This window comes from Caballeronia glathei (genome assembly GCF_000698595.1).
In the GTDB taxonomy this organism is placed as follows: domain Bacteria; phylum Pseudomonadota; class Gammaproteobacteria; order Burkholderiales; family Burkholderiaceae; genus Caballeronia; species Caballeronia glathei.
In genome coordinates this window covers 91,847-114,032 of the sequence record NZ_JFHC01000006.1, presented here as the reverse complement: position 1 = coordinate 114,032, position 22,186 = coordinate 91,847, and the positions used below count along the sequence as shown (strand labels likewise).

21 protein-coding genes are annotated in these 22,186 nt (G+C 68.1%); 8 read left to right on the top strand and 13 right to left on the bottom strand.

Annotated elements, in window-relative coordinates; genetic code table 11:
• Positions 1–49 precede the first annotated feature (49 nt).
• A complete protein-coding gene (locus BG61_RS43540) occupies positions 50–1,060 on the top strand; it encodes a lipocalin-like domain-containing protein (protein WP_051672342.1) in 1,011 nt (336 codons plus the stop codon).
• Positions 1,061–1,153: 93 nt separating this feature from the next.
• Here BG61_RS43540 and BG61_RS06710 read toward each other — a convergent pair whose 3' ends face one another.
• Positions 1,154–1,774: a LysE family translocator gene (locus BG61_RS06710; protein ID WP_035930853.1), complete on the bottom strand. Its 621-nt coding sequence runs from the start codon at positions 1,772–1,774 to the stop codon at positions 1,154–1,156.
• A gap of 301 nt (positions 1,775–2,075) precedes the next feature.
• Here BG61_RS06710 and BG61_RS06705 point away from each other — a divergent pair, with 301 nt between their 5' ends.
• From BG61_RS06705 to clcA, 4 genes are all read left to right on the top strand, one after another.
• On the top strand, positions 2,076–2,780 hold the full coding sequence (locus BG61_RS06705) for a potassium channel family protein (protein WP_051672332.1): 705 nt from the start codon (positions 2,076–2,078) through the stop codon (positions 2,778–2,780).
• Positions 2,781–3,052: 272 nt separating this feature from the next.
• Complete coding sequence (locus tag BG61_RS06700; protein WP_035930856.1) at positions 3,053–3,532, top strand: glycine zipper family protein; 480 nt, start codon at positions 3,053–3,055, stop codon at positions 3,530–3,532.
• A gap of 63 nt (positions 3,533–3,595) precedes the next feature.
• Positions 3,596–3,994 carry a hypothetical protein gene (locus BG61_RS06695; protein WP_035930857.1) on the top strand — a complete coding sequence of 133 codons (399 nt, stop codon included), beginning with the start codon at positions 3,596–3,598 and terminating at the stop codon, positions 3,992–3,994.
• 94 nt (positions 3,995–4,088) lie between these two features.
• Positions 4,089–5,396, top strand: a complete 1,308-nt coding sequence (gene clcA / locus BG61_RS06690; RefSeq protein ID WP_035930858.1) for a H(+)/Cl(-) exchange transporter ClcA — start codon at positions 4,089–4,091, stop codon at positions 5,394–5,396.
• Positions 5,397–5,414: 18 nt separating this feature from the next.
• On the opposite strand, the gene BG61_RS06685 is transcribed toward clcA, so the two are convergent.
• The 12 genes from BG61_RS06685 to BG61_RS06630 form a co-directional block, all read right to left on the bottom strand.
• Positions 5,415–5,996, bottom strand: a complete 582-nt coding sequence (locus tag BG61_RS06685; protein ID WP_035930860.1) for a PqiC family protein — start codon at positions 5,994–5,996, stop codon at positions 5,415–5,417.
• The gene (locus tag BG61_RS06680) at positions 5,996–7,609 is read right to left on the bottom strand and encodes a PqiB family protein (protein WP_035930862.1); all 1,614 of its coding nucleotides are present in this window, start codon (positions 7,607–7,609) and stop codon (positions 5,996–5,998) included. The genes BG61_RS06685 and BG61_RS06680 overlap by 1 nt, the downstream gene beginning before the upstream one ends.
• The gene (locus tag BG61_RS06675) at positions 7,602–8,924 is read right to left on the bottom strand and encodes a paraquat-inducible protein A (protein WP_035930863.1); all 1,323 of its coding nucleotides are present in this window, start codon (positions 8,922–8,924) and stop codon (positions 7,602–7,604) included. The genes BG61_RS06680 and BG61_RS06675 overlap by 8 nt, the downstream gene beginning before the upstream one ends.
• Positions 8,921–10,480, bottom strand: coding sequence for an efflux transporter outer membrane subunit (locus BG61_RS06670; protein WP_075584122.1), 1,560 nt, complete (start codon positions 10,478–10,480; stop codon positions 8,921–8,923). Before BG61_RS06670 ends, BG61_RS06675 begins: the two co-directional genes overlap by 4 nt.
• 1 nt (position 10,481) lies before the next feature.
• Entirely contained in the window at positions 10,482–13,757 is a 3,276-nt protein-coding gene (locus tag BG61_RS06665) for an efflux RND transporter permease subunit (protein WP_035930864.1), read from the bottom strand.
• Between the two features lie 13 nt (positions 13,758–13,770).
• The gene (locus tag BG61_RS06660) at positions 13,771–15,015 is read right to left on the bottom strand and encodes an efflux RND transporter periplasmic adaptor subunit (protein ID WP_051672331.1); all 1,245 of its coding nucleotides are present in this window, start codon (positions 15,013–15,015) and stop codon (positions 13,771–13,773) included.
• 67 nt (positions 15,016–15,082) lie between these two features.
• Positions 15,083–15,481: a hypothetical protein gene (locus BG61_RS06655; protein WP_051672330.1), complete on the bottom strand. Its 399-nt coding sequence runs from the start codon at positions 15,479–15,481 to the stop codon at positions 15,083–15,085.
• A 29-nt stretch (positions 15,482–15,510) separates the two neighbouring features.
• A complete protein-coding gene (locus BG61_RS06650; protein WP_051672329.1) occupies positions 15,511–15,984 on the bottom strand; it encodes a YMGG-like glycine zipper-containing protein in 474 nt (157 codons plus the stop codon).
• 166 nt (positions 15,985–16,150) lie between these two features.
• Entirely contained in the window at positions 16,151–16,711 is a 561-nt protein-coding gene (locus BG61_RS06645) for a lipid-binding SYLF domain-containing protein (RefSeq protein ID WP_035930868.1), read from the bottom strand.
• Between the two features lie 159 nt (positions 16,712–16,870).
• Positions 16,871–17,257 (bottom strand): response regulator transcription factor, encoded by a 387-nt coding sequence (locus tag BG61_RS06640; RefSeq protein ID WP_035930869.1) that lies wholly within the window; start codon positions 17,255–17,257, stop codon positions 16,871–16,873.
• Between the two features lie 332 nt (positions 17,258–17,589).
• Positions 17,590–18,558: an alpha/beta fold hydrolase gene (locus tag BG61_RS06635; RefSeq protein WP_232256128.1), complete on the bottom strand. Its 969-nt coding sequence runs from the start codon at positions 18,556–18,558 to the stop codon at positions 17,590–17,592.
• A 72-nt stretch (positions 18,559–18,630) separates the two neighbouring features.
• Entirely contained in the window at positions 18,631–20,106 is a 1,476-nt protein-coding gene (locus tag BG61_RS06630; RefSeq protein ID WP_035930871.1) for an NCS1 family nucleobase:cation symporter-1, read from the bottom strand.
• 394 nt (positions 20,107–20,500) lie between these two features.
• Here BG61_RS06630 and BG61_RS41780 point away from each other — a divergent pair, with 394 nt between their 5' ends.
• The 3 genes from BG61_RS41780 (at position 20,501) to BG61_RS06620 (ending at position 22,132) form a co-directional block, all read left to right on the top strand.
• Complete coding sequence (locus BG61_RS41780; protein ID WP_035930872.1) at positions 20,501–20,698, top strand: hypothetical protein; 198 nt, start codon at positions 20,501–20,503, stop codon at positions 20,696–20,698.
• Between the two features lie 511 nt (positions 20,699–21,209).
• Positions 21,210–21,953 carry an NAD-dependent epimerase/dehydratase family protein gene (locus BG61_RS06625; protein WP_035930873.1) on the top strand — a complete coding sequence of 248 codons (744 nt, stop codon included), beginning with the start codon at positions 21,210–21,212 and terminating at the stop codon, positions 21,951–21,953.
• Positions 21,950–22,132, top strand: a complete 183-nt coding sequence (locus BG61_RS06620) for a hypothetical protein (protein WP_035930875.1) — start codon at positions 21,950–21,952, stop codon at positions 22,130–22,132. The genes BG61_RS06625 and BG61_RS06620 overlap by 4 nt, the downstream gene beginning before the upstream one ends.
• Positions 22,133–22,186: the final 54 nt, after the last annotated feature.

The window sequence follows — 22,186 nt, the reverse complement described above, 5'->3', positions numbered from 1 at the left end:
GTGGCTCGTGGCTGCGCGCGCCGAGCAGCGCCACGAACAGCAGAAGGACATGCCCGTCTACCCCGCCGTGGTGCCGGGCCATGCGCTGGCGTTTCCGCGCGACTACGGCTCGCACGCGGAATTTCGCACCGAATGGTGGTACGTGACCGGCTGGCTGCGCACCGCATCGGGCGCGCCGCTCGGCTTTCAGGTGACGTTCTTCCGCTCGCGCCCGCCGCTCGATCAGCGCAATCCCAGCCGTTTCGCGCCCCGGGAGCTGCTCTTCGCTCACGCCGCGATCTCCGATCCCGCGCTCGGCAAGCTGCAGCACGACGAGCGCTCGGCGCGCAGCGGCTTCGGTCTCGCCACGGCGGCCGACGGCGACACCGACGTCCACATCGGCAAGTGGTTCATCATGCGCACGCCCGGGGACCGCTACCGGACGACGATCGAAGCACGCGATTTCACGTTGCAGCTGGTCCTCGAAACAACGCAGCCGCCGCTCGTCCAGGGCGATCAGGGCTACAGCTCGAAAGGTCCCCGCCCCGCGCAGGCAAGCTACTACTACAGCTCGCCGCACCTGAAGGTGAGCGGCACGGTCATGCGGCAGGGGAAGGCCGAGCGCGTGAGCGGCGACGCGTGGCTCGATCACGAATGGTCGTCCGAATATCTGGCCGAAGAGGCGCTCGGCTGGGACTGGGCGGGCATCAATCTCGACGACGGCAGCGCGCTCATGGCCTTCCAGATGCGCGACAAGACCGGCGGCAAGTTCTGGGCGGGCGGCGCATTGAGACGCGCGGACGGGAGCGTCGCCGCACTGGCGCCGTCGGACGTGAGCTTCAGCGCATTGCGCCGCTGGCGCTCACCGCGCACCGGCATCGACTATCCGGTTGCGATGCAGCTGCGCGCGGGCGAAGTCACGCTCGACCTGATGCCCCTCATGGACGACCAGGAACTCGACAGCCGCGCGAGCACCGGCGCGATCTACTGGGAAGGCGCCGTCACCGCGCGGCAGGGCGCGCGAACGGCCGGGCGCGGCTATCTCGAACTGACGGGCTATTCACGGCGCGTGGGCTTCTGAGCCGATTTCTGAGCCGCTTTCCGACCCGCCTCCGGGGCGCTTCCGGGCCCCCTTCTGCGCGTGCTTCCGGGCCGCTTGCGGGTCCCGCGCGCGTCAGACCGAACGCCGGATCTCCGCGACGCCGAATCCGGCCAGCGCGAGCCCCGCGGCGCGGTCGATCAGCCGGCGCACCCTGACGCCGAGCGCATGGCGCGCGCCCGACACCACCGTCACGAGAAAACACCACCACGCAATCGACCCGCAGAACACGCCGAGCACCGTCGTCAAAGCGACGCCCGGCGAGAACGCCCCGCGCGGCGCAAGCGTCGCGAAGAGCGCGGCGAACATGATGATCGTCTGAGGGTTGGTGAGCGTGAGCAGCAGCGAACTGGCGAAGGCGCGCCCCATGCCGGCGGGAGCGGGTGCCGCGTTCGCGGCGTCGTCCGCGGGCTTGTGCATGAACGTGCGGATGCCGAGATAAAGCAGAAAGAGGCCCGCGACGAGATGCAGCGGCTTGTCGTAGGCCAGCATGAACCGCGAGACGCTCACCATGCCCAACGCGGCCACGAGCCCGTAGATGGCATCTCCGCACGCGATCCCGAAGCCGATCGAGAGGCCCGCTCGCGGGCCCTCGGTAAGCGTGCGCCGGATGCACAGCATGCCCATCGGACCGACGGGCGCGGCAACCGCCAGACCGACTCCGCTGGCGGTGAGGAAAAGACCCGCAGTAGACATGCGTGCTCCAGATGAGGTGTGATGAATTCGGGCGCGTTTCGGCGTTTCATGTGCGGCATCGGCCGAAGCGGCGAAACGAGGTCGGCCAGAACCACGGGACGCATGCGCGCAGCCCCGCCAGCACGCGAGTTTCCGTCAGGGCGCCGGAATTTTCAAGCCGGCGGAGCGCCCCGGCGCCTGAGCGCCGGCCCTCCCGCCGGCGGCCGGCGACGCGTTGCCTCCGACGCCGGGGTTGCTACTTCATCGAACTCGCCTACATTGAGAACGGCGCAGCAGCCGTCCGCTCGGCGAGGAGCCCGCAATGAAAAGCCCGCAATGGTGGCGATATCGCTCGGTGCGGCTGCGCATCGGCAGCATGGCCGTGCTCCTCATCCTGCTGGTGATCAACGTGTTCGTCATGCCCTTCTCGCTCGCGCCGGAAAGCCTCGTCTCGCGGATCCTGCGCGACGTGCTGCTCACGCTCATCCTGCTCACGGGCGTCGCGGCCGTGTCGGACCGCCGCATGCAGTTCGCGGTGATTACCGCGGTCGCGGCCGTCGCGATCGTCGTGCGCTGGCTGGCATGGCTCGTGCCCGAGGGCGCGATGCCCGGCGTCACGGACGAAACGGCGCTCGTCTCGCTGGGCATACTCGGGGCGGTCATCGGCATCAAGGTGTTCAGCGGCGGCACGGTGACATTCGACCGCATCCTCGGCGCCGTCGCGCTCTACATCCTGATCGGCGTGGTGTGGGCCGAGGCGTACGAGCTCGTCAGCGTTCGCATCGGCGAGGCGTTCACCGGCATGGATGAGCACGCGAACCGTCCGGCCGACCACGCGACGTGGATCTACTTCAGTTTCGTCACGCTCACGACCGTCGGCTTTGGCGACGTCACGCCGCTCGCGCCCGCGGCGAGATCGCTTGCGATTCTCGAAGCGCTGATCGGCCAGCTGTATCCGGCCATCGTGCTGGCGCGCCTCGTGTCGCTGCACGCGGCGGGCGGCGGGTCCGGCGAGGCACAGGACTAGCGCGGCACGGGCGCAGGACCATCCGTAGGACGTTTGCGTGCGCGCGCGGCACCCGGCGCTCGCGGCCGCCCGTCCTCCCCGTCCGTCCCATCCGCCCCCGCTGGCCCGCCCGGCCCTATTGGACCAAGGTCCAATAGCCTTGCGGCTCGCGCGCACCAATAATCCGTTCAGTTCATCCGCCGCGAGGCCGTGATGGACCGGTCACGTCATTCGAACCGCAGCCCGGATATCGCGGACCAAGCGGTCGCGGGGATTTCATGGGACACCGAGCCATGCAACGAATCGTTCGACTTCTGAGCGGCCTCGCGATCTCGTCGCTGGCATGTGCCGCAGCGGCGCAACAGCCGATCATCTACCCCGCTCGCGGGCAGAGTCCGGAGCGCCAGCAGACCGATACCGCCGAATGCCGCTCGTGGGCGCAGCAGACCACCGGCGTCGATCCCGTCGCGCTCGCGCAGCGCATGGCGAGCAGCCCGCCGCCCGAGCAGCAGCGTGGCAGGCTCTTTCGCGGCGCGGGCGGCGGCGCGCTGTTCGGCACGCTCATCGGCGGCGCCGCCGGCGGCCACTGGGGCGAAGGCGCGGGGATCGGCGCGCTCGTCGGCACGATGGGCTCCGGCATGCGCATGCGCCGGGAGCAGCAACAGGCCGAGATGCAGCAGCAGGGCATGCAGGGGCAGGCGTCGAGCGAGCTTTCGACCTACAACCGCGCGGTGGGCGCCTGCATGACCGGCCGCGGCTACACGGTCGAATAGACACCAGGACACCAGCCGGACGCCGCGCGGCATCGGCGGCCGGGACAGGCAGAAGGAGCAGCCATGTTGAAGACACTGAGGGCAGCCGCCCTCGCGATCGCTGTGTGCTCGTCGCCCTCGTGGGTGCTCGGCGCGGACTTCGACGGCAGCAAGCCGCTCCTGTGCGCAACCGTCGATGCGCATTTCTGCGACATCGGCGAGGTGTGCTTCCGCACGCTGCCCGCGATCCTCGGCGCGCCGCAGTTCGTGCGCATCGACTTCGCGAAAAAAACGGTGACCAGCTCACAGCGCTCGACCCCGATCCGCTACATGGAGCCGTCCGACGGCCAGCTGATCATGCAGGGCACGGAGCTCGGCTACGGCTGGAGCATCGCCCTCGACACCAAGACCGGCACCATGTCCACGACGCTCGTCAACCGCGAGGATGTGTTCGTGCTGTTCGGCGCGTGCACGCCGTCGTAGACCGCCCCGACACGCGCGCGACAGGCCGCGCCGCTGCCGCTTCGTGCGGATGCAGTGCGTGGCACGAAGCCTTCAAACCGGACGTGCGCAGATCATGAACAGCACCGAAGTCGAAGAGCCGCACCGCGGCCTCGTCGCGCTCGCGGCCGTTTCGCTCGTCGTCGGAGCGGCTGCCGGTGCGATCGGCACGCTCTTCCGGCTTTCGCTCGAACGCGCGGACGGATTGCGCCACGCGTTCATCGCATGGGGGCACACGCAGCACGTGACCGGCTTCGTGCTCGTGATCGTCGCCGCGGCCGCGTGCACCGCGCTTGCCGCGTGGCTCGTCAGGCGCTTCGCGCCCGAGGCGAGCGGCAGCGGCATCCCGCACGTCGAGAGCGTGCTGCACGGAGACCTGCCGCCCGCGCCGCTCGTGCTGATTCCCGTGAAGTTCATCGGCGGCGTGCTCGCCATCGGCGCGGGGCTCGCGCTCGGCCGTGAAGGGCCGACCGTGCAGATGGGCGCATCGATTGCGCACGGGCTCGGCATGCTGCTGCGGCGCAACGCCGAAGACTGCCGCGTTCTGCTCGCGGCCGGTGCCGGCGCGGGCCTCGCCACGGCGTTCAACGCGCCGATCGCGGGCGCGGTGTTCGTGCTCGAGGAACTCGTGAGGCGCTTCGAGACGCGCACCGCCGTCGCCGCGCTCGGCGCTTCGGCCGGCGCCATCGCGGTCGCGCGGCTGATGCACGGCGACGTCCCCGACTTCGAAGTCGCGATGCACCCGTTCCCGGGCTTCGCCACGCTGCCGGCGCACCTCTTGCTCGGCGCGCTTGCCGGGCTGCTCGGCGTCGCCTATTGCCGCGCGATCCTCTGGAGCCTCTCTGCCGCCGACCGTCTCGCGCGCTGGCCGGCGGAGGTGCGCGCGGCGCTGGTCGGCGTGGCGGTCGGCCTGCTCGCCTGGTTCGCGCCGGACCTCGCGGGCGGCGGCGACCCGCTCACGCAGCGCGCGCTCGCCGGCGGCGGCGCCGTGGCCGGCATCGCGCTGGTATTCGTGGTGCGTTTCGGCCTCGGCGCCGTGTCGTATGCGGCGGGTACGCCCGGCGGACTCTTCGCGCCGATGCTCGTGCTCGGCGCGCAGACGGGCCTCGTCTTCGGCCGGGCCTGCGCGCACTGGCTGCCGGGTCTCGGCGCCGAGCCGTCGGCGTTCGCCGTCGTCGGAATGGCGGCGTTCTTCACGGCGGTCGTGCGCGCGCCGGTGACGGGCATCGTCCTCGTCACGGAGATGACGGGCGGCTTCACCCAGCTGCTGCCGATGCTCGCCGCCTGCTTCACGGCGATGGTCGTGCCCATCATGCTGCGCTGTCCGCCCATCTATGATTCGCTCGGCGAGCGTCAGCCGCACCGGGCGCATCGCACGCGCTGATCCGGCGCGTGCCCGGGTCTACTGCACGAGCCCCGCGCGGATGGCGGCGGCGATGTCGCGGCTGATGATCGCGAGCGCGCGGCTGTGGGCGTCGACGAGCGCGTCGTAGCCCTGCCCGCTCACGGGTTCATGCACGACGGTGCGCCCGCTCACCGCCGAGCCCTTCTTCGGCGAGCGCACGGTCCAGACCGCCCCGATGGTCGCCGTGTCGGCCGCCGATTCGAAGCTCTGCACGTCGACCTGCAGGTGGTACGACTGCGCCTCGCCTGCCCACTGCCCGTAGCCCGTGACGAGCGCGCCCGGCAGCGCCTGCGCGAGGTCCGCCACGAGCACGTTCGTGATCTGGCTTTTCAGCGGCTCGGCCCAGCGCGCGTACTCGTCGATCCTGACCTGCGTCGCGTCGATTCTCACGACCATCTGCGGACGGTCCACCAGTTCGGGCACGGTCACCGCGTCGATCGAAATGCTCAGGCGCGCGGGCGCCGTCTGGGCGTTCTCCTGCGCCGGCCGCGCGCCCAGAGTGTAGAACTTCGCCTGCGGCGTGCTCGCGCATCCGCTCATGAGCGTGGCCGCCGCGGCTGCCAACAGGAAGGAGCGCATCACTGTTTATCCTCCGGCTTGCCGCGAATGAGCGCCTCGGGATGGCGCTCGAGATAGTCGGCGAGCGCGCGGAAGGACGCCGCCATGCGCGACATTTCCCGCATCGTGTCCACCGTGGTCTGCGCGAGCGCCGAGTTCGGCTGCATCGCGTTGCTCGCCGAGTCGAGCGCGGTGCGTGCCGCGATCAGCGTCGCGCGGGCCTCGGGCGCGACGACCCGGTCAAGCGTCTTCAAGAGCGCGTCGGCATTCTGGAGCGTCTGGCGCAGGTCCTTGCCGATTCCCTCGAACGGTATCCTGTTGAGTTTCGCGACGACGCTCGTCACCGCCTCCTGCAGCGATTGCAGTCCGCCCGGCACCGTCGGCAGCTCGGGCGGGCTCGTGTTCCAGTCCATGCTCGCCTTCGGCGCGTTCGGGAAGAAATCGAGCGCGATGTAGAGCTGGCCCGTCAGCAGGTTCGCCGTTCTCAGCTGCCCGCGCAGGCCGCGCGCGGTCAGCCAGTCCGCAAGCTCGCGGCGGTCTGTCGTGAGCCGGCCGCCCTGCTTGCCCGACTCGAAGCGCGACGTGAAGCGCTCCGGATAGAAGCGCACTTCCACGGGAATGCTGAACTCCTTGTTCACCCGGTCGAAGCGCGTATAGATCGCCGCGACCTCGCCCACCACGATGCCGCGGAAGTCGACCGGCGCGCCCACAGTCAACCCGCGCACCGATTCCTTGAAATTGAACACGTAGGTATCGACGATGCGGTCGTGCCGCTTCATCGCCTCGGTGCGGTCGTTGAAGAGCCGGAACTCGGTGTTCGGCCCGGCCTCGGCCACGTCCATCGAATCGGGCGGACTCTGGAACGCGAGACCGCCGATCAGGATCGCCACGAGCGACTCGGTGTTGACCTTCACGCCGTTCGTGTCGAGCGAGACGTCCACGCCGCTTGCCTGCCAGAAGCGCGTGTCGCCCTTCACGTACTTGTCGTACGGTGCATTGATGAAGACGCGCAGCGTGACGCCCGAGCCGTCCGCATCGAGGTCGTAGCGGGTCACCTGGCCCACCTGCAGGCGCCGGAAGTAGACGGGGGAGCCGACATCGAGCGAGCCCATGCTCTCGCTCTTCAGCACGAACTCGCGCCCGGGCACGCCGCTCGCGAACACCGGCGGCGTTTCCAGCCCGACGAAGCTGCGCCGCGACTTGCCCTGCGCGGCGCCGATGTCCATGCCGATGAACGAGCCGGAGATCAGCGTGCCGAGCCCCGAGACCGTGCCGCCGGAAATGCGCGGCCGCACGACCCAGAAGCGCGTGTCTTCGACCAGCATGCTCGACGCGTCCTTCGCAAGCTCGGCGGTGGCGACCACGCTCTTGTGATCGGGCGACAGCGCGACCGTCGTGACGACGCCGACGTCGACGTTCTTGAACTTGATCTTGGTCTTGCCCGCTTCCAGCCCTTCGCCCGTGGCGAAGCTGATGGTGATGGTCGGGCCTTTCTGCAGGATCGCGTGCACCGCGAGCCAGCCGCCGATCAGCACCGCGACGAGCGGCACGAGCCACACAAGCTGCAGCCGCCAGCGCGAGCGGCGCGTGGCGACGGCTTCGGGAAAGTCGGGTTCGTCGGGTGGCCTAGCCATCGTCTCTCTCGGTAGGATCCCAGATCAGGCGCGGGTCGAAGGACATCGCCGCGAACATCGTCAGCACGACCACGGCCCCGAACGCGATCGCCGCGGGACCGGCGTTGATGGTGGCGAGCGCGTTGAACTGCACGAGCGCGACGAGCACGGTGACGACGTAGATGTCGAGCATCGACCAGCGCCCGACGATCTCCACCACCCGGTAGACGCGCGTGCGGTACACGGGCAGCCACAGCGATCGCCGCTGCGCCGTCACGACGAGGAACACGAGCGCCATGATCTTGAGCATCGGCACCGCGATGCTCGCGATGAATACCACCACCGCGAGCGGCCACGAGCCCGAAGTCCAGAGATACACCACGCCGCTCATGATGGTGTCCCGCTGCGCGCCGAAGAGCGAACTCGTATCCATCATCGGAAGCGTGTTGGCCGGGATATAGAGGACGATCGCGGAGATCAGGTACGCCCAGGTGCGCGTGATGCTGTCCGGCTTGCGAAAATGCAGTTGCGCGCCGCAGCGCGGGCACGTCGCCTCGTGTGCGTGAGGCTCCGCCTTCGACAGCAGCCCGCAGTCGTGGCAGACGAACAGGCCCGCGCGCGCGGCCGTCGGTGCCGCGGCCGGTGCCGATGCCGGTGCCGGTGCGTGGATGGGCGCAGCGTGCGTCTCGTGGTTCACGTGCGTCTGGTTCGCGCCGGCGCCGGAGGCCCTGCGCGCCGCGCTGACCTGCTCCCAGAACTCGCGCGGATCGAAGGCGGAGGAGACCGCCGCGAGCGCGAGCATCACCGCGCCGAACGCCCAGAGCGCGACGCCCGGCACGACCCCCGCGATATGCGCGAGCTTCACGAGCGCGACGAGGAGGCCGAGGATCAGCACCTCGGTCATGCCCCACGGCTCGGAGAGACGCAGCGTGCGAAACATCACTTCCGGATGCAGCGGCGCGCGTCCGAAGCGCAATGGCAGCAGCAGATACGTCATGGTCACCATCTGCAGCAGCGGCATCACGATGGTGGTCGCGAGGACGAGGCCGGCGAGCGGCCACATGCCGTCGCGGTACAGGATGCGCGCGGCGCCGAAGAGCGTCGTCTGGACGAGGTCGCCGTTCACCGAGAGCCCCACGATCGGAAACGCGTTCGCGATCGCGAACAGCACGATGGCCGCGAGCGTCCAGGCGAGCGCCCGGTTCAGGCCGTCGGGCCGGCTGCGGTACAGCTCCGCATTGCAGCGCCGGCAGCGCGCGACGCCGCCGTCCGCGAGCACCGTCTCGTGCTGCAACAGGTCGCACTCATGGCAGGCGATCAGGGGCGCGCGGCTCATGGAGGCGCCCCTGTCGTGCCCTGCGCACCGGACGGCGCCGGCGCCGGCGGCGCCTTTGGCTCCTGTGCAGGCTGTGTCTGGGAATACCCAGAGCCGCCAGATCCGGCAGACCCGGGGGGCGGGCCGTTCGAGCCGTACACCGCCGCGGTCATGCGCTCGGCGTCGCCCACCCAGCCGCCGCCCATCGCCTTGTAGAGATTCACCATCGACGTGAACACGTTGCCCTGCGTCTGCGCGTAGTTCAGCTGCGCGTTGAACAGGCTGCGCTCGGCGTCGAGCACTTCGATGTAGCTCGTATAGCCGCCTTCGTAGCGCAGCCGCGCGAGGCGCGAATACGTGCGCAGCGCATCCACCTGGCGCCCCTGCACGAGCAGCGCGTCGCGGGTCTTCTGCACCGAGACGAGTGCATCGGCGACTTCCTGGAACGCCACCTGGATCGACTTCTGATACTGGAGGAGAAATTCCTGCTGCTGCGCCTCGGCCTGCTTCACCTGGCCGCTGATGTTGCCCGCCGTGAAGATCGGCATGGTGACCGCACCCGCGAACGACCACACCCTCGACGGCCCCGTGAAGAGGCTCGAGAACTGCGTGCTGGCGGTGCCGAACAGCCCGGTGAGCGAGATCGACGGGAAGTACAGCGCGCGCGCCGCGCCGATCAGCGCATTCGCCGCGATCAGGTTCTGCTCGGCCTGCCTCAGGTCGGGCCGGCGCGTGAGGAGTTCCGAGGGAAGGCCCGCGGGCACGACGGGCATCGTGAGATCGTCGAGTTCGCGGTCGCGCGGGATCGCCTGCGGATTGCGCCCGAGCAGGATCGAGAGCGCGTCTTCCTGCTGCGCGATCTGCAGCTCGATCTGCGGGATCGTGGCGAGCGAGGCCTCGTATTCCGACTGGCTCTGCGCGAGCTCCATCTGCGAGACCTCGCCATACTTGAAGCGCAGCGTGAAAACCTTCACCGAATCGGCACGGCTTTCGGTGGTGGCCTTGGCGATCTCGAGCTGGCGGTCGAACGACACGAGCGCGATATACGACGACGCCACCGATGTCACGAGCGCAAGGATCGTCGCGCGGCGCCCTTCTTCGCTTGCGAGCAGGCTCGCGCGCGCAGCCTCGGTCTGGCGCCGGAGCTTGCCGAAGACATCGATTTCCCACGACGCCGAAAGCGTCGCGGAGAACTGGTTGAACACCGGGCCGACGCCGGCCGGCAGCGCGGCCGAGCCGATCGGCACGCGCTGGCGCTCGGCGTCGAAGCCGGCGCCGACCTGCGGAAACAGCTGCGAGCGCGTGACCTGGAACTGGCCGAGGAACTGCTCGACGCGCGCGGCCGCAATCTTCACGTCCTTGTTCTCGGCGAGCGCGATGCTGATCAGCTCGTTGAGCCCGGGGTCGTGGAACTGCTCCCACCACACCGTATCGACGATTTCCTTCGCGTCGTCCTGCGCGAAGCGGAACGTGGCGGGCGTGTCGATCGCGGGGCGCTCGTAGTTCGGCCCGAGCAGGCAGCCGTTGAGCGCGAGGAGCGAAGCGAGCGCGAGGAGCGTGAGAGCCGGTGCGCGCATGTCACTCGTCCTCGCGCCTGGCCGACGGCGTGGCCGCCGTGCCGCCCGAACCCGCGCCAACGGGGCCCGCGCCGCCTTCCCTCGGTCCGGGCTTCGGTCCCTCTTTCGGTCCCCCAGCCGCCGGCGGCCCGCCCGCCCCGCCGGGCGTCTTCTTGTCGCCGCCCGATTTCTCCGACATCGTTTCGAGCACGTAGAAGAACATCGGGATGAAGAATACCGCGATGACGGTCGCGCCGAGCATGCCGCCGATCACGCCGGTGCCGATCGAATGGCGGCTGTTCGCCGATGCGCCCGTCGCGATGGCGAGCGGCACGCAGCCGAGAATGAACGCGAGCGAGGTCATCACGATCGGACGCAGGCGCTCGGTCGCGGCGGTCACCGCCGATTCGTACACCGATTGCCCGGCCTCCCGGTTCAGCACGGCAAACTCGAAGATCAGGATCGCGTTCTTCGCCGCGAGGGCCACCAGCATCGTCAGGCCGATCTGGAAGTAGACGTCGTTTTCGAGACCGCGCAGCATGATCGCGAGCAGCGCGCCAAAGAGCGCGAACGGCACCGCCAACAGGACACCGACAGGCAGACTCCACTTCTCGTACTGCGCGGCGAGAATCAGGAACACCATCACGAGCCCGAACGCGAACACGAGCACCGCGGTGTTGCCCGCCTGCCTCGCTTCGTAGGCCTCGCCGCTCCACCCGACGCCGTAGCCCTGCGGCAACACCTCGTCGGAAACCGCCTCGAGCGTCGAGAGCACCTGCCCCGAGCTGTATCCCGGCGCGGCGTTCGCCGTGATCTTGACGGCGGGGAAATTGTTGAAGCGCGTGACGAGATCGGGGCCGGTCACGTATTTCGTGGTGACGACCGCCTTGAGCGGCACCATGTCGCCGGTCTTGTTGCGCACGAAGATCTGGTCGAGATCCTCGGGCCGCAGCCGGTACGAAGGCTCCGCCTGCAGGATCACCTGCCACAGCCGGCTCGAACGGTTGAACTGCGACACGTAGAGCGAGCCGAACATCGTCTGCATTGCGCTATACACCTCCTCGATCGGCACGCCGAGCGTCTCGGCCTTGTCGCGGTCCACGTTGACCATCAGCTGCTGCGACGCCGCGTTGAAGGTGGACGTGACGCGCGCGAGCTCGGGCCGTTCCTTCGCCTTCGCGAGGAACTGGTTCACCACGCCCGCGAGCTGCGGAATGGTCGCGTCGCCCTTGCTCTGGATCCACATTTCCGTGCCGCCGGTGGTGCCGAGCCCCGGAATGGCCGGCGGATTGACCGGCAGGATGATCCCCTCCTTCACCTTGGAGAGCGCCGCGTAGGCGTCGACCAGCACGGCCCGCGCGTTCTGGGTCTTGATGTTGGCGAACTTGTAGCGTTCGTCGAAACTCTTGAAGCCGATGAAGAACGTCGACGCATTGTTCTTGTTCTGGCTGTCGAGCAGGCTGTACCCGTCGACGATCGTGACGCTGCCCACGGCCGGCTGCTTCATGAAATAGTCGGTGACGTGCTGGGACACGTCGCCGGTCCGGTCGAGGCTCGCCGCGTCGGGCATGATGACCGCGCCGAGCAGGTAGCCCTGGTCCTCCGGCGGCAGGAACGAGGTCGGAACCGAACGCATCATGATCAGCGCGAGCACGATCATGCCCCCGAAGAGCAGGAGCGCCACCACGAAGCGCTTGATGACGAGCTTCACCCAGTTCGTGTAGCCCGCGGTCATCCGTCCGAACACGTTGTCGAACCATCTGAAGAAGCCCTTCTTCTCGTGGTGTCCGGGCTTGAGCAGCAACGCGGCGAGCGCCGGGGACAGCGTGAGCGCGACGACGCCGGACAACACCACCGAGATCGCGATCGTGATCGCGAACTGCTTGTACAGCTGCCCCGTGATGCCGCCGAGGAACGCCACCGGCACGAACACCGCGCACATGACGAGCACGATGGCCACGACCGGGCCCGACACCTCGTCCATCGCGCGTTTGGCCGCATCCTTCGGATTCAGCTTGTGCACGTTCATGTTGCGCTCGACGTTCTCGATCACGACGATCGCGTCGTCCACCACGATGCCGATTGCGAGCACCATGCCGAAGAGCGTCAGCATGTTGATCGAGAAGCCGAGTGCGAGCATGCCCATGAAGGTGCCGACGATCGACACCGGCACCGCGAGCACCGGAATCAGCGTGGCGCGCAGGCTCTGCAGGAACACGAACACGACGATCACCACCAGCACGAGTGCTTCGAAGAACGTGTGGACCACGTCGGAGATCGAGGCGCGCGTGAACTCGGTCGTGTCCATCGCGATTTCGTACTCGAGCCCTTCCGGAAACGTCTTCTTCATCTCCTCGAGCGTCTTGCGCACCTGGTTGGACACGTCGAGCGCGTTGGCGCCCGGCTGCTGGTACACCGCCATGACCGTCGCCGGCTTGCCCTGGAACTTGCTGCGGATCGAGTAATCCTTCTGGCCGAGTTCGGCGCGGCCGATGTCCCTCAGACGCACGATCGCGGCATCGCCGCTCGCCGCGCGGATGATGATGTTGTCGAACTCCGTGGGATCGGCGAGCCGCCCCGTCGTCGTCACCGCGAACGACTGCTCGACCGGCGCGCCGGTCGGCGACTGGCCGATGCTGCCCACGGCGAACTGCTGGTTCTGGTTCGCCACGGCCCTCTGCACGTCGGTGGCCGTCACGCCGAGCTGCGCCATCCGGTCGGGCTTGAGCCAGATGCGCATCGCGTAGTCGGGCGTGCCGAAGATGCTCGACTGGTTCGCCCCCGGGATGCGCTTCAGGGCGTCGAGCACGTAGATGTTCGCGTAGTTGGCGATGTAGGTCGAGTCGTAGCGCTCCGTCGGCGAATAGATGGCGATCACCATCATGAACGCCTGCGACTTCTTCTGCACCTGAATGCCCTGCGACTGCACCGACTGTGGCAGTTGCGGCAGCGCGAGGTTCACGCGGTTCTGCACGTCCACCTGCGCGAGCTCGGGGTTGGTGCCGATCTGGAAGTACACGTTGAGCGAGTAGTTGCCCGTCGACGAGCTGGACGAGCTCATGTAGATCATGTTGTCCGCGCCGTTGACCTGCTGCTCGATCGGCGCCGCCACGTTGTTCGCGACGACGTCCGCCGTCGCACCCGGATACGGGGCCGAAACCGTGATCTGCGGCGGCGTGATCTCGGGGTACTGCGCGATCGGGCTCGCGAGCATTGCAAGCGACCCGCCGAGCGTGATGACGATCGAGATGACCGTCGCGAAGATGGGCCGGTCGATGCAGAAGTGGGAGATGTTCATGTCGCCCGTCCGCTCATTGCGTCAGGGGAGCGGCGGACGGCCGGGCGGCGGAGGCCGGCCCGCCAGCCGCCTGCGGCGGCGCCTCGCTGATCTTGAGCGGCGCGTCGGCGACCACGCGCAGCGCGCCGTCCACGACGATGCGCTCGCCCGGCTTCAGGCCGTCGTTGATGAACCAGTCGTCGCCGTTCCACGTGCCGACTTCGACCACACGCTGATGCGCCTTCGAATCCTTGTCCACCACCCACACGAAGTGGCTCTTCGAGCCCTGCAGCACCGCGCGCTGCGGCACGAGGATCGCGTTCGGACGCACCGCGCCCGACACCCGCGCGCGCACGAACTGCCCGGGGCGCAGCACGCCCTGCGGATTCGCGAACGAGGCGCGCACGAGGAACGTGCCCGTCTGCGTGTTGAACGCGGGATTGGTGAAGTTGATGTGGCCGCGGTCCGGAAACACCGAGCCGTCGGCGAGGATCACGGCAACCTCGAAGTCGCGGTTTGGAGGAAACTTGATCAGTCCCTTCGCTTCCTGATCCCGGTAGGACAGAAGCTCGTTCTCCGAGACGCTGAAGTTCACCCACATCGGGTCGAGCTGATACACGTAGGTGAGCAGACCCGAGGCGGTCGCCGTCACGTAGCTGCCGTCCTGTTGCCTCGCAAAGCTCGACAGGCCCTTCAATGGAGACTTGATCGTCGTGTAGCTCAGGTTGAGTTCGGCTGTGAGGACCTGGCCCTTTGCCGCGATCACCGCGGCCTCGGCCTCCTTCTCGTTGCCGGTGGCGTCGTCGAGGTCCTTCTGGCTCAATGCGTTCTGCGCGACGAGCGGCACCACGCGCGCGAGATTGGCCTTTGTCACGGCGAGCCTTGCCTGCTGCTGCGCGAGCTGCCCCCGCGCCGACTGCAGCGCCGCTTCGAACGGCTTCGGATCCATCAGGAAGAGCACCTGCCCGGCGTTCACCAGCGAGCCCTCGATGTAGACGCGCTTGTCGAGAAAGCCGTCGACGCGCGCCCGGATCTCGACTTCGCGCGAGCTTTGCGTCTGGGCGGTGAATTCGTAGTCGACAGGCGTGTCGCGCTGCGCGATCGTCATGACGGTCACGTCGACCGCCGCGGGTGGAGGCTCGGATGCCGGCTTGTGGCAGGCGGCGAGCATCAGCAGCGCCGCACCGGCGAGCGCGATCCTGAACCGGACGAGCCGCGGCCCGGCGGCACGGGCACACCTGGAACCGCTGGTTTCGATCCGCGAAGGTGAAATCACCATGTAAGGCTCCACGGGCAACTCGGACTGCTGGAACACGAATCGTGCACAACGCAAACGTGCGAGCGGGTTACGGCGGTATGCAGTAGCCGAACACGACGAACACGTCCTCGCGGTTCACGAGCGTGAGCGCCATCGAGCCGTCGGCCTGGCTGAGCGCGATCGTCCATGCGTAGCCGAGCTCGGTGCCCTGCAACAGCACCTGGTCCTTGCCCTTGTCGATGAAGCGGATGGGCGTGGTCCGCTTCGGCCCCGCGATCGTTTTCTTCGCGAAGTCGATATGCATGAAGGTCGGCATGCCGAACCCGTCCGGCAGATCGCGCAGGCACACCTCGCCCGCGTCGCAGGCGTGCGCGTCGACCGTCGCGCACACGAGCGCGCGGCTGCCGTCGAAATCCGCGCTGAACGCCCACGTGCAGGCCGGAAGCAGCGCAGCCGCGAGCGCGATTTGCCTCATTCTGGTCACCATGGCTCGATCTCCGCTCGCGCGCCTCCGTGTCACTGGACCGTGTATCCGCGGCCCGACATGCAGGCGCCGACAGCACGGTTGAACGTCGCCATGGCCTGCGAGGCCTGCTGCTGGCCCGCCTGCTGCTGCTCTTCCGCGGCGCGGTTGGAGCGGCGCTGGCGCGAGCCGCCGACCACCGTCCCCGTGACCGCGCCGATCGCGGCGCCCTTGCCCGCGTCGCCCGCCACCGCGCCGATCACCGCACCGCCTGCTGCCCCGCCCGCTGCGCCGCGCACGCGCCCGCCCTGCTGCTGAGGCGGGGCCGCCTGGCCGGATTGCTGGGCGAGCACGACCGGGTCGACGCCCGTCGTCTGCTTCGCCCACTGCTGGCACTCCACCGTGTCGCTGTTCTGTTTCTGCGGGCTCTGGCCCTTGGACGGATAGATGATGGGCTGCTGCGCTGCGGCCGCGAACGCCACGGCCCACACCACGAGGCCGATCGGGACCTGCTGCATTCGTCGCATGGCTCGTTACTCCCAAGATTCGCGCGGACCGCCGTCCCGCCCGCATGCCGCGAGCCGGACCGGCGCGCGCTGTTGCACGGCTTCACGTCACGCCGCCCGGCGTGGTGCCGCATGCGTGATCACGCGGATGCGGCGCCGCCCCGGGGAGCGGGCGCCTGCTGCTTCCCTAGCGATTGAGCTTCGTGATCTTCTGCCCCTGCACCCCGAGGCCGGCCATCAGCCCTTCCTGCCCGAAGATGAACGCATACACATCCGATTGCAGCGTGGTCGTCGTCATCGACTTGCCCATGCCGTCGTCCACCACGACCACGCTCGGGCCCATGCCGACCGACCATCCGTCGCTGCTGTTGAGATAGGCCGTCGCGTTGTCGTTCATGAGGAACATCGCCTGGGAGAACGACTGCGCGCCGGCCTGCAGGCCGTACGACAGCGCCGACGCGTTGTAGTACCCGATCACCTTGCCGGCCTTGTCGAACATCACGCCGTCGCCGCCCTGCGCACCCACGATGAAGCCCGCCTTGACGAGATCCGGAAATACCAGCACGGCCTTCGCCTTCGACTGGAGCTCGACCGTCTTTGGCGTGTGGGCATTGAGCTTGCTCAGGGCGTCGCGGGCTTTGGCTTCCAGTTGCGGATCGCCGCCGAGCGTGGACGTCTGCTGGGTCGAGCACGACACGGCGAGCAGCAGCAGCGGGATCGCGAGAATAAGGCGAAAGTACTTGATCATGATGCGCCTCCGTTGAGGAAAAGGACGCCACGGTGAAAAGCGCTCCCGCGCAGGATGGCGCTCGGGTTCAGGTTCAATAGTGATATCCACATGTCTTTAGAACAATTGGACTTTGGTCCAATAGCCGATTCGCCGGCACGCGAGGCAGGCCCGATTTCGTCATGGCGTGGGACCGGTGCTGATTGCTGCCCGCACGGCTTTGATGAGGATCTCGTCGTTGAAAGGTTTGCGCAGATAGGCGGCCGCTCCGGCCGCGAGCGCCTGCTGGCGCACGCTGATCTCGTCGTGCGCCGTGATGAAGATCACCGGAATGCCGCTGTCGGCCAGCCTGCGCTGGACCTCGAGGCCGTTCAGCCCGGGCATCTGGATGTCGAGCACGATGCAGGCGGGACGGTAGGACGGAATCGAATCGAACATGTCGAGAAACTCGTCACCCGTCTTGAAGGTGTCCGATGCGAGGCCGGCGGAACGCAGCAGCCGCTTGATGGCACGACTCACCGATTCGTCATCGTCTACCACTGCGACGAACGGCTTGACTTTGCTCATGGCGAAATTCCCCGTACAGGCACGGCAGTACGAAACCCCGTTCGACGCTGAGTCAAGCGTATGACAACCGAAAGAACGGGGATATTGGACTTTGGTCCAACAGGAGCGATCGCTTGCGCCGGGCACGCCGGGTGCGCCGGGGGGCGCCACGCGCGAACCGGAGGGCAGGAGAAGGCGCGCCTTCGCGCCGCGCCGCCGGGCAGGCGGCCCGGCCTGTCCGCGCCATGCGCAATTCCAGGGAATGCCGGCGGCGCCCAGGCGTGCCGGGCCGCGGCAGACTGGCTCGAAGGAGCGGCGGCAGACAGCGCGCCGCCCGAGCGGCGCGGCGACGCTCAGCGCGGGGCGAACTCGCTGACCATTTTGCCGAGCTCGAGCGGATACTGGAACATCAGCGCGTGGCCCGCATCAGCGACGATCGCAAGGCGCGCAGGCGCGATGATGCGCGCGAGGGTCCGGGAATTCTCGACGGAGAGCACATCGTCCTGCGCGCCCGTGACGACGAGCGTCGGCACGGCGAGCTTCCCGAGCGCGCGGGCCGCGTCGTCGTTCGTGAACCAGCGCTGGATCGCGCGATTCTGCTGCGCGGAGACATCGTCGCTCACCGGCGTCGCCCGGTAGCCGGACGGCCGGAACATGTCGCCGCCGAAGCAGCGCTTCGCGTCCTCGACCGCGTCGGGCGGAAACAGCACGCCCATGATCCGCGCGAAGGCGTCGGGCCCGTGGCTCGACAGCACCTCGCCCACTTCGCGCCGCAGCGGCACCCCTTGCGCGCCCGGCGCCGCGGTGCTAATGAGCACCAGCCGCTCGAGGCGCGCCGACGCGGGCCCGAGCGCGAGCTGCTGCGCGATCATGCCGCCCATCGACCAGCCGACCACCGTGACCCGGCGCAGCCCGAGGTGCGAGATCACGTCGGCGGCATCGTCGGCCATGTCGCGCATGCCGTACTCGACGCCATAGCGCCCCGGCAGCGGCGACGAGCCGCCCACGCCCCGGTTGTCGAACACGATCACCTCGTGGTGCTGCGCCAGTTCGCCGAGAAAGAAGGCGTCCCACTCGGCGATGCTCGCGCGATAGCCCGTGATCAATACGACGGGCGTGCCGCGCCCGAAGCGGTAATACGCGATCGGGCCGTTCCTGCCCGGCACCACCTGCTGCCGCAGCGCGGCGTCGCGCTCGGGCCGCGGCGCGTCGAGCCCGCAGATCCCGCTCTTCGCGAAGGCGATGTCATCGGCCTGCGCGGGCCATGCGCCGCACATCAGCGCAATGCACAGGCACGCGAAGATCAGCTTCATCGTTTTCATCGGATGCTCCGTTGCTTGTTTTTCAAACCGTGGTCGACAGCGTGTGCGGGCACCGTTCCCATCCAGAGCCGCCTACATGCGCCTGGCGCCGCGCATCAGGACGACATAGATGACGGCGCCCGAGACCGCCCCGATCAGCCAGCCGAAGTTGTTGGCCGGCAATACCCTGAGCAGTTGCGTGCTGATTTCCCAGCCGACCGAGATGAAGCCCGACACGAGAAGCGCGACCAGGCCGACGCGGTTCCAGCCGCCGTCGTAGTAGAAGCGCCCGCCGGGCGACATCGTGTAGAGCTCGGCCGCCTTCACGACCTGTTTCTTGACGATGTAGTAGTCGGCCATCATCACGCCGTACATCGGCGCGAGCACGGCGCCGAACACGCTCACGAAAATGGTGATCGCCTTCGGGCTGTCGACGAAGATCCACGGACATACGAGAACGGCGAGAATCGACGCGATCAGTCCGCCGCGCTTGAAATCGACATGCTTCGGGAACAGGTTCGCGATGTCGTAGGCCGGCGACACGAAGTTGGCGACGATGTTGATGCCCATCGTCGCGATGACGAACGTCACGCTGCCGATCGCCACGGCGAGCTTGTTATCGATGCGCGAGACGATCTCGACGGGGTCCATGATCATCGTGCCGAACACCTTCGTGCTGCCGGAGGTCACGATCACGGTGATGATCGCGAACACGATGAAGTTGACCGGCAGGCCAAGGAAGTTGCCGATCTTCATCTGCCGCTCGCTCTTCGCGAAGCGCGAGAAGTCGCCGAAGTTGAGCAGCAGCGCCGCGAAATAGCTCACGACGAGCAGCGTCGCGTTGCCCATGCCGAGCAGCTGGTCGGTGCCGGAGAGCACCTCGCCGCCGAGCGTGAGGTTCAGGCTGTCGAGGCCGGCGTGGTAGAGGACCCAGCCCATCAGCACGAACATCACGACATAGACGGCCGGGCCGCAGAAGTCGATGAACCGGCGGATGATCTCCATGCCGCGCTGGAAGATGATGAGTTGCAGCAGCCACATGAAGAGGAAGCTGACCCAGCCGAGCATGTCGAGGCGCAGGAAGCTCGACTCGCGCAGCGCGATTGCGGAAGGCACGAAAAGCAGCAGCAGCGTCGCGACCGCCTTCGAGGCGAAGTACGTCTGCACGCCGTACCAGACGATCCCCACCACGCCGCGAATGAGCGCCGCGAGATTCGCGCCCATCACGCCCATGCTCACGCGCGCCATGACCGGGAACGGGATGCCGTGCACGAGGCTCGGCTTGCCGACCCAGTTCATCAGCACGTACACGACGAGAATGCCGAGCGCGAGCGCGAGCAGCACCTGCCAGCCGGAGATGCCGAGCAGAAAGAGGCTCGCGGCGAACGTGTAGCCGCCCACGCTGTGCACGTCCGACATCCACATCGCGAAGACACTGTAGCCGGTCCAGGTACGCCGGCTGCGGGGCACCGGCGCGAGATCGTGGTTGTAGAGGCGCTCGTCGGGGTTGGCGATGGGTGTTTCGCTCTCGTCGAGCGCGGACGGATCGGCGGCAGGCGTGCGGGCCATGGAATCCTCCGTGCGAAGTCACCGGCCCCGGCGCTGCGTCTCGCGGCGAAAGCCGCGCGAGCGTCGATCCGGCTGAAGAAAGACCAGATTTCAACAGCGGTGAAACTTCAACAACGGCTGCGTTGCGTTTTTTTGCGTTGCCTTATTGCGTTGCCTTATTGCGTTGCATCCTTCTACGGCAAGTACGGCTTTCCCTGCGCAGAGATTACTCGATGCCGCGCGCCGTGTGTGCGGGCGCTTAATCCGCAATCGGACGCGGCGCGTGACAGCGGGTTGCCCTGGAACGCGCCTTGCGGCGCCGCTGCTGCTGCGTCTCGCGTTCCGCATGCTCGCGGTGCGGCCATGATCACCGTGTCCCCCTAAAGTTCGCCGGAGGAGCGCCGATATGCCTGACATGAGAAAAAAACGCCTCACCCAACGCGACATGCACAACGCCTTCGCGGCCGCCGGCGAGGCGCTTACGCTGCTTTGCCGCCTGCGCGGCATCGAGGCGTCGGACCTGCCCGCGAGCGAAGTGGACGATTTCCTGAACATGGCGCTCGAAGAGGCCGCGCGCAGCGACGCCGGCCGCAGCGAGACACGCAGAAACTGACGTCCGGAACGCGGGCGGACGACGCGCTGTGGTTTCAGCTTTAGTGTCCGGTCCGTGTCCGCTCCGCTTTTTGCTCGGGGCCACGCCCGGTCTGGCGGTGAGCCATCCGGCCTGATGGCCCATGCGGTCCGGGCGGCAAGCAAACGGAACGACCGTGCCCGCCTGAACGCCCACGACGAAGTACCCATGCACCGCGAGCCGGCTGCACGCTGTCCCGAATGTGCCGCGCGACGCGCCCGGTACGCTCGCGAGCGTACGCACCGGCGTCACGCGCTCGCCGGGCGTCACCACGCCGTCGTGAATCGTCATCGTGAATCGCCGCCCGCAAGCGCTCGTAGACCTGCCGATGCAGCGGCGTGCGCGTCGTCCCGCCGGACTGAAGGAATCCGGGGCACGACGCGGCGAACGACGCCCATGGTTCCATGTCCCGGTCGTTTCCTCGATTTTTGGCTCTGTTTTCCGGCCATGGCGGCGCTTAACCTGACCCCACGACAATTCGACGGACCCGATCATGAGTGAAAGAATATTTCTGGCCGGAGCGACAGGCGCCATCGGCACCGCCCTCGTTCCCCTGCTGGCCCGCGCGGGCTACACCGTCTACGGCGGCACGCGCCGGGCCGAGCGCGCCGCGGCATTGGAAGCGGCGGGCGCGACTGCCGTGGTCGTCGACGTATTCGACGCCGCGGCGCTCTCGGCGGCGCTCGTGCGCATCGGGCCCGCCGTCGTGATCCATCAGCTCACCGATCTGCCGCCCGGCCTGGACCCCGCCCGCATGGGTGATGCGGCGCTGCGCAACGCGCGCATTCGCGACGAAGGCACGCGCAATCTGGCTGCGGCCGCGCGCGCGGCGGGCTGCGCGCGGTTCGTGGCGCAGAGCATCGCGTGGGCGTACGCGCCCGGCACGAAGCCCTTCACGGAGGATCAGCCGCTCGATCTCGACGCCGAGGGCAATCGCCGCATCAGCGTGCGCGGTATCGCGGCGCTCGAAAAATGGGCGCTCGATTCGTTCCCCCTCGCCGCGACGGTGCTGCGCTACGGACTGCTGTATGGCCCCGGCACCGGCGCGCAGGCGCCGTCCGGCCCAAGTCCGGTGCACGTCGAAGCGGCGGCCTGGGCGGCGCTGCTCGCGACGCGGCGGGCGTCGGGCGGAATCTTCAACGTCGTCGAAGACAAAGACGACGTCAGCAACGAGAAGGCGCGCCGCGTGCTCGGCTGGACGCCGGAGCTGCGCCTGACGGATGCAGGGCCGCGATGAACATGCATGCCGTGCACGAACGCTGCGCCGCGTTGCCGAGGCGCGCGATCCCGGCGGCCGCGCGCGGCGTCGGGCCGATCAGGGCGGGCCGTGCCGGTTTTGCCATCTGCGCCGCCATTCGTGGCCTGGAGCGGCGCGCCAGCGTCCGCCGCGAGCCGGCCACGCGATCGATGCCCTGAACCCCTGACTCCCGCGGCCGCGCCGACAACGACGCCAGCGGCGCAAAAATTGCT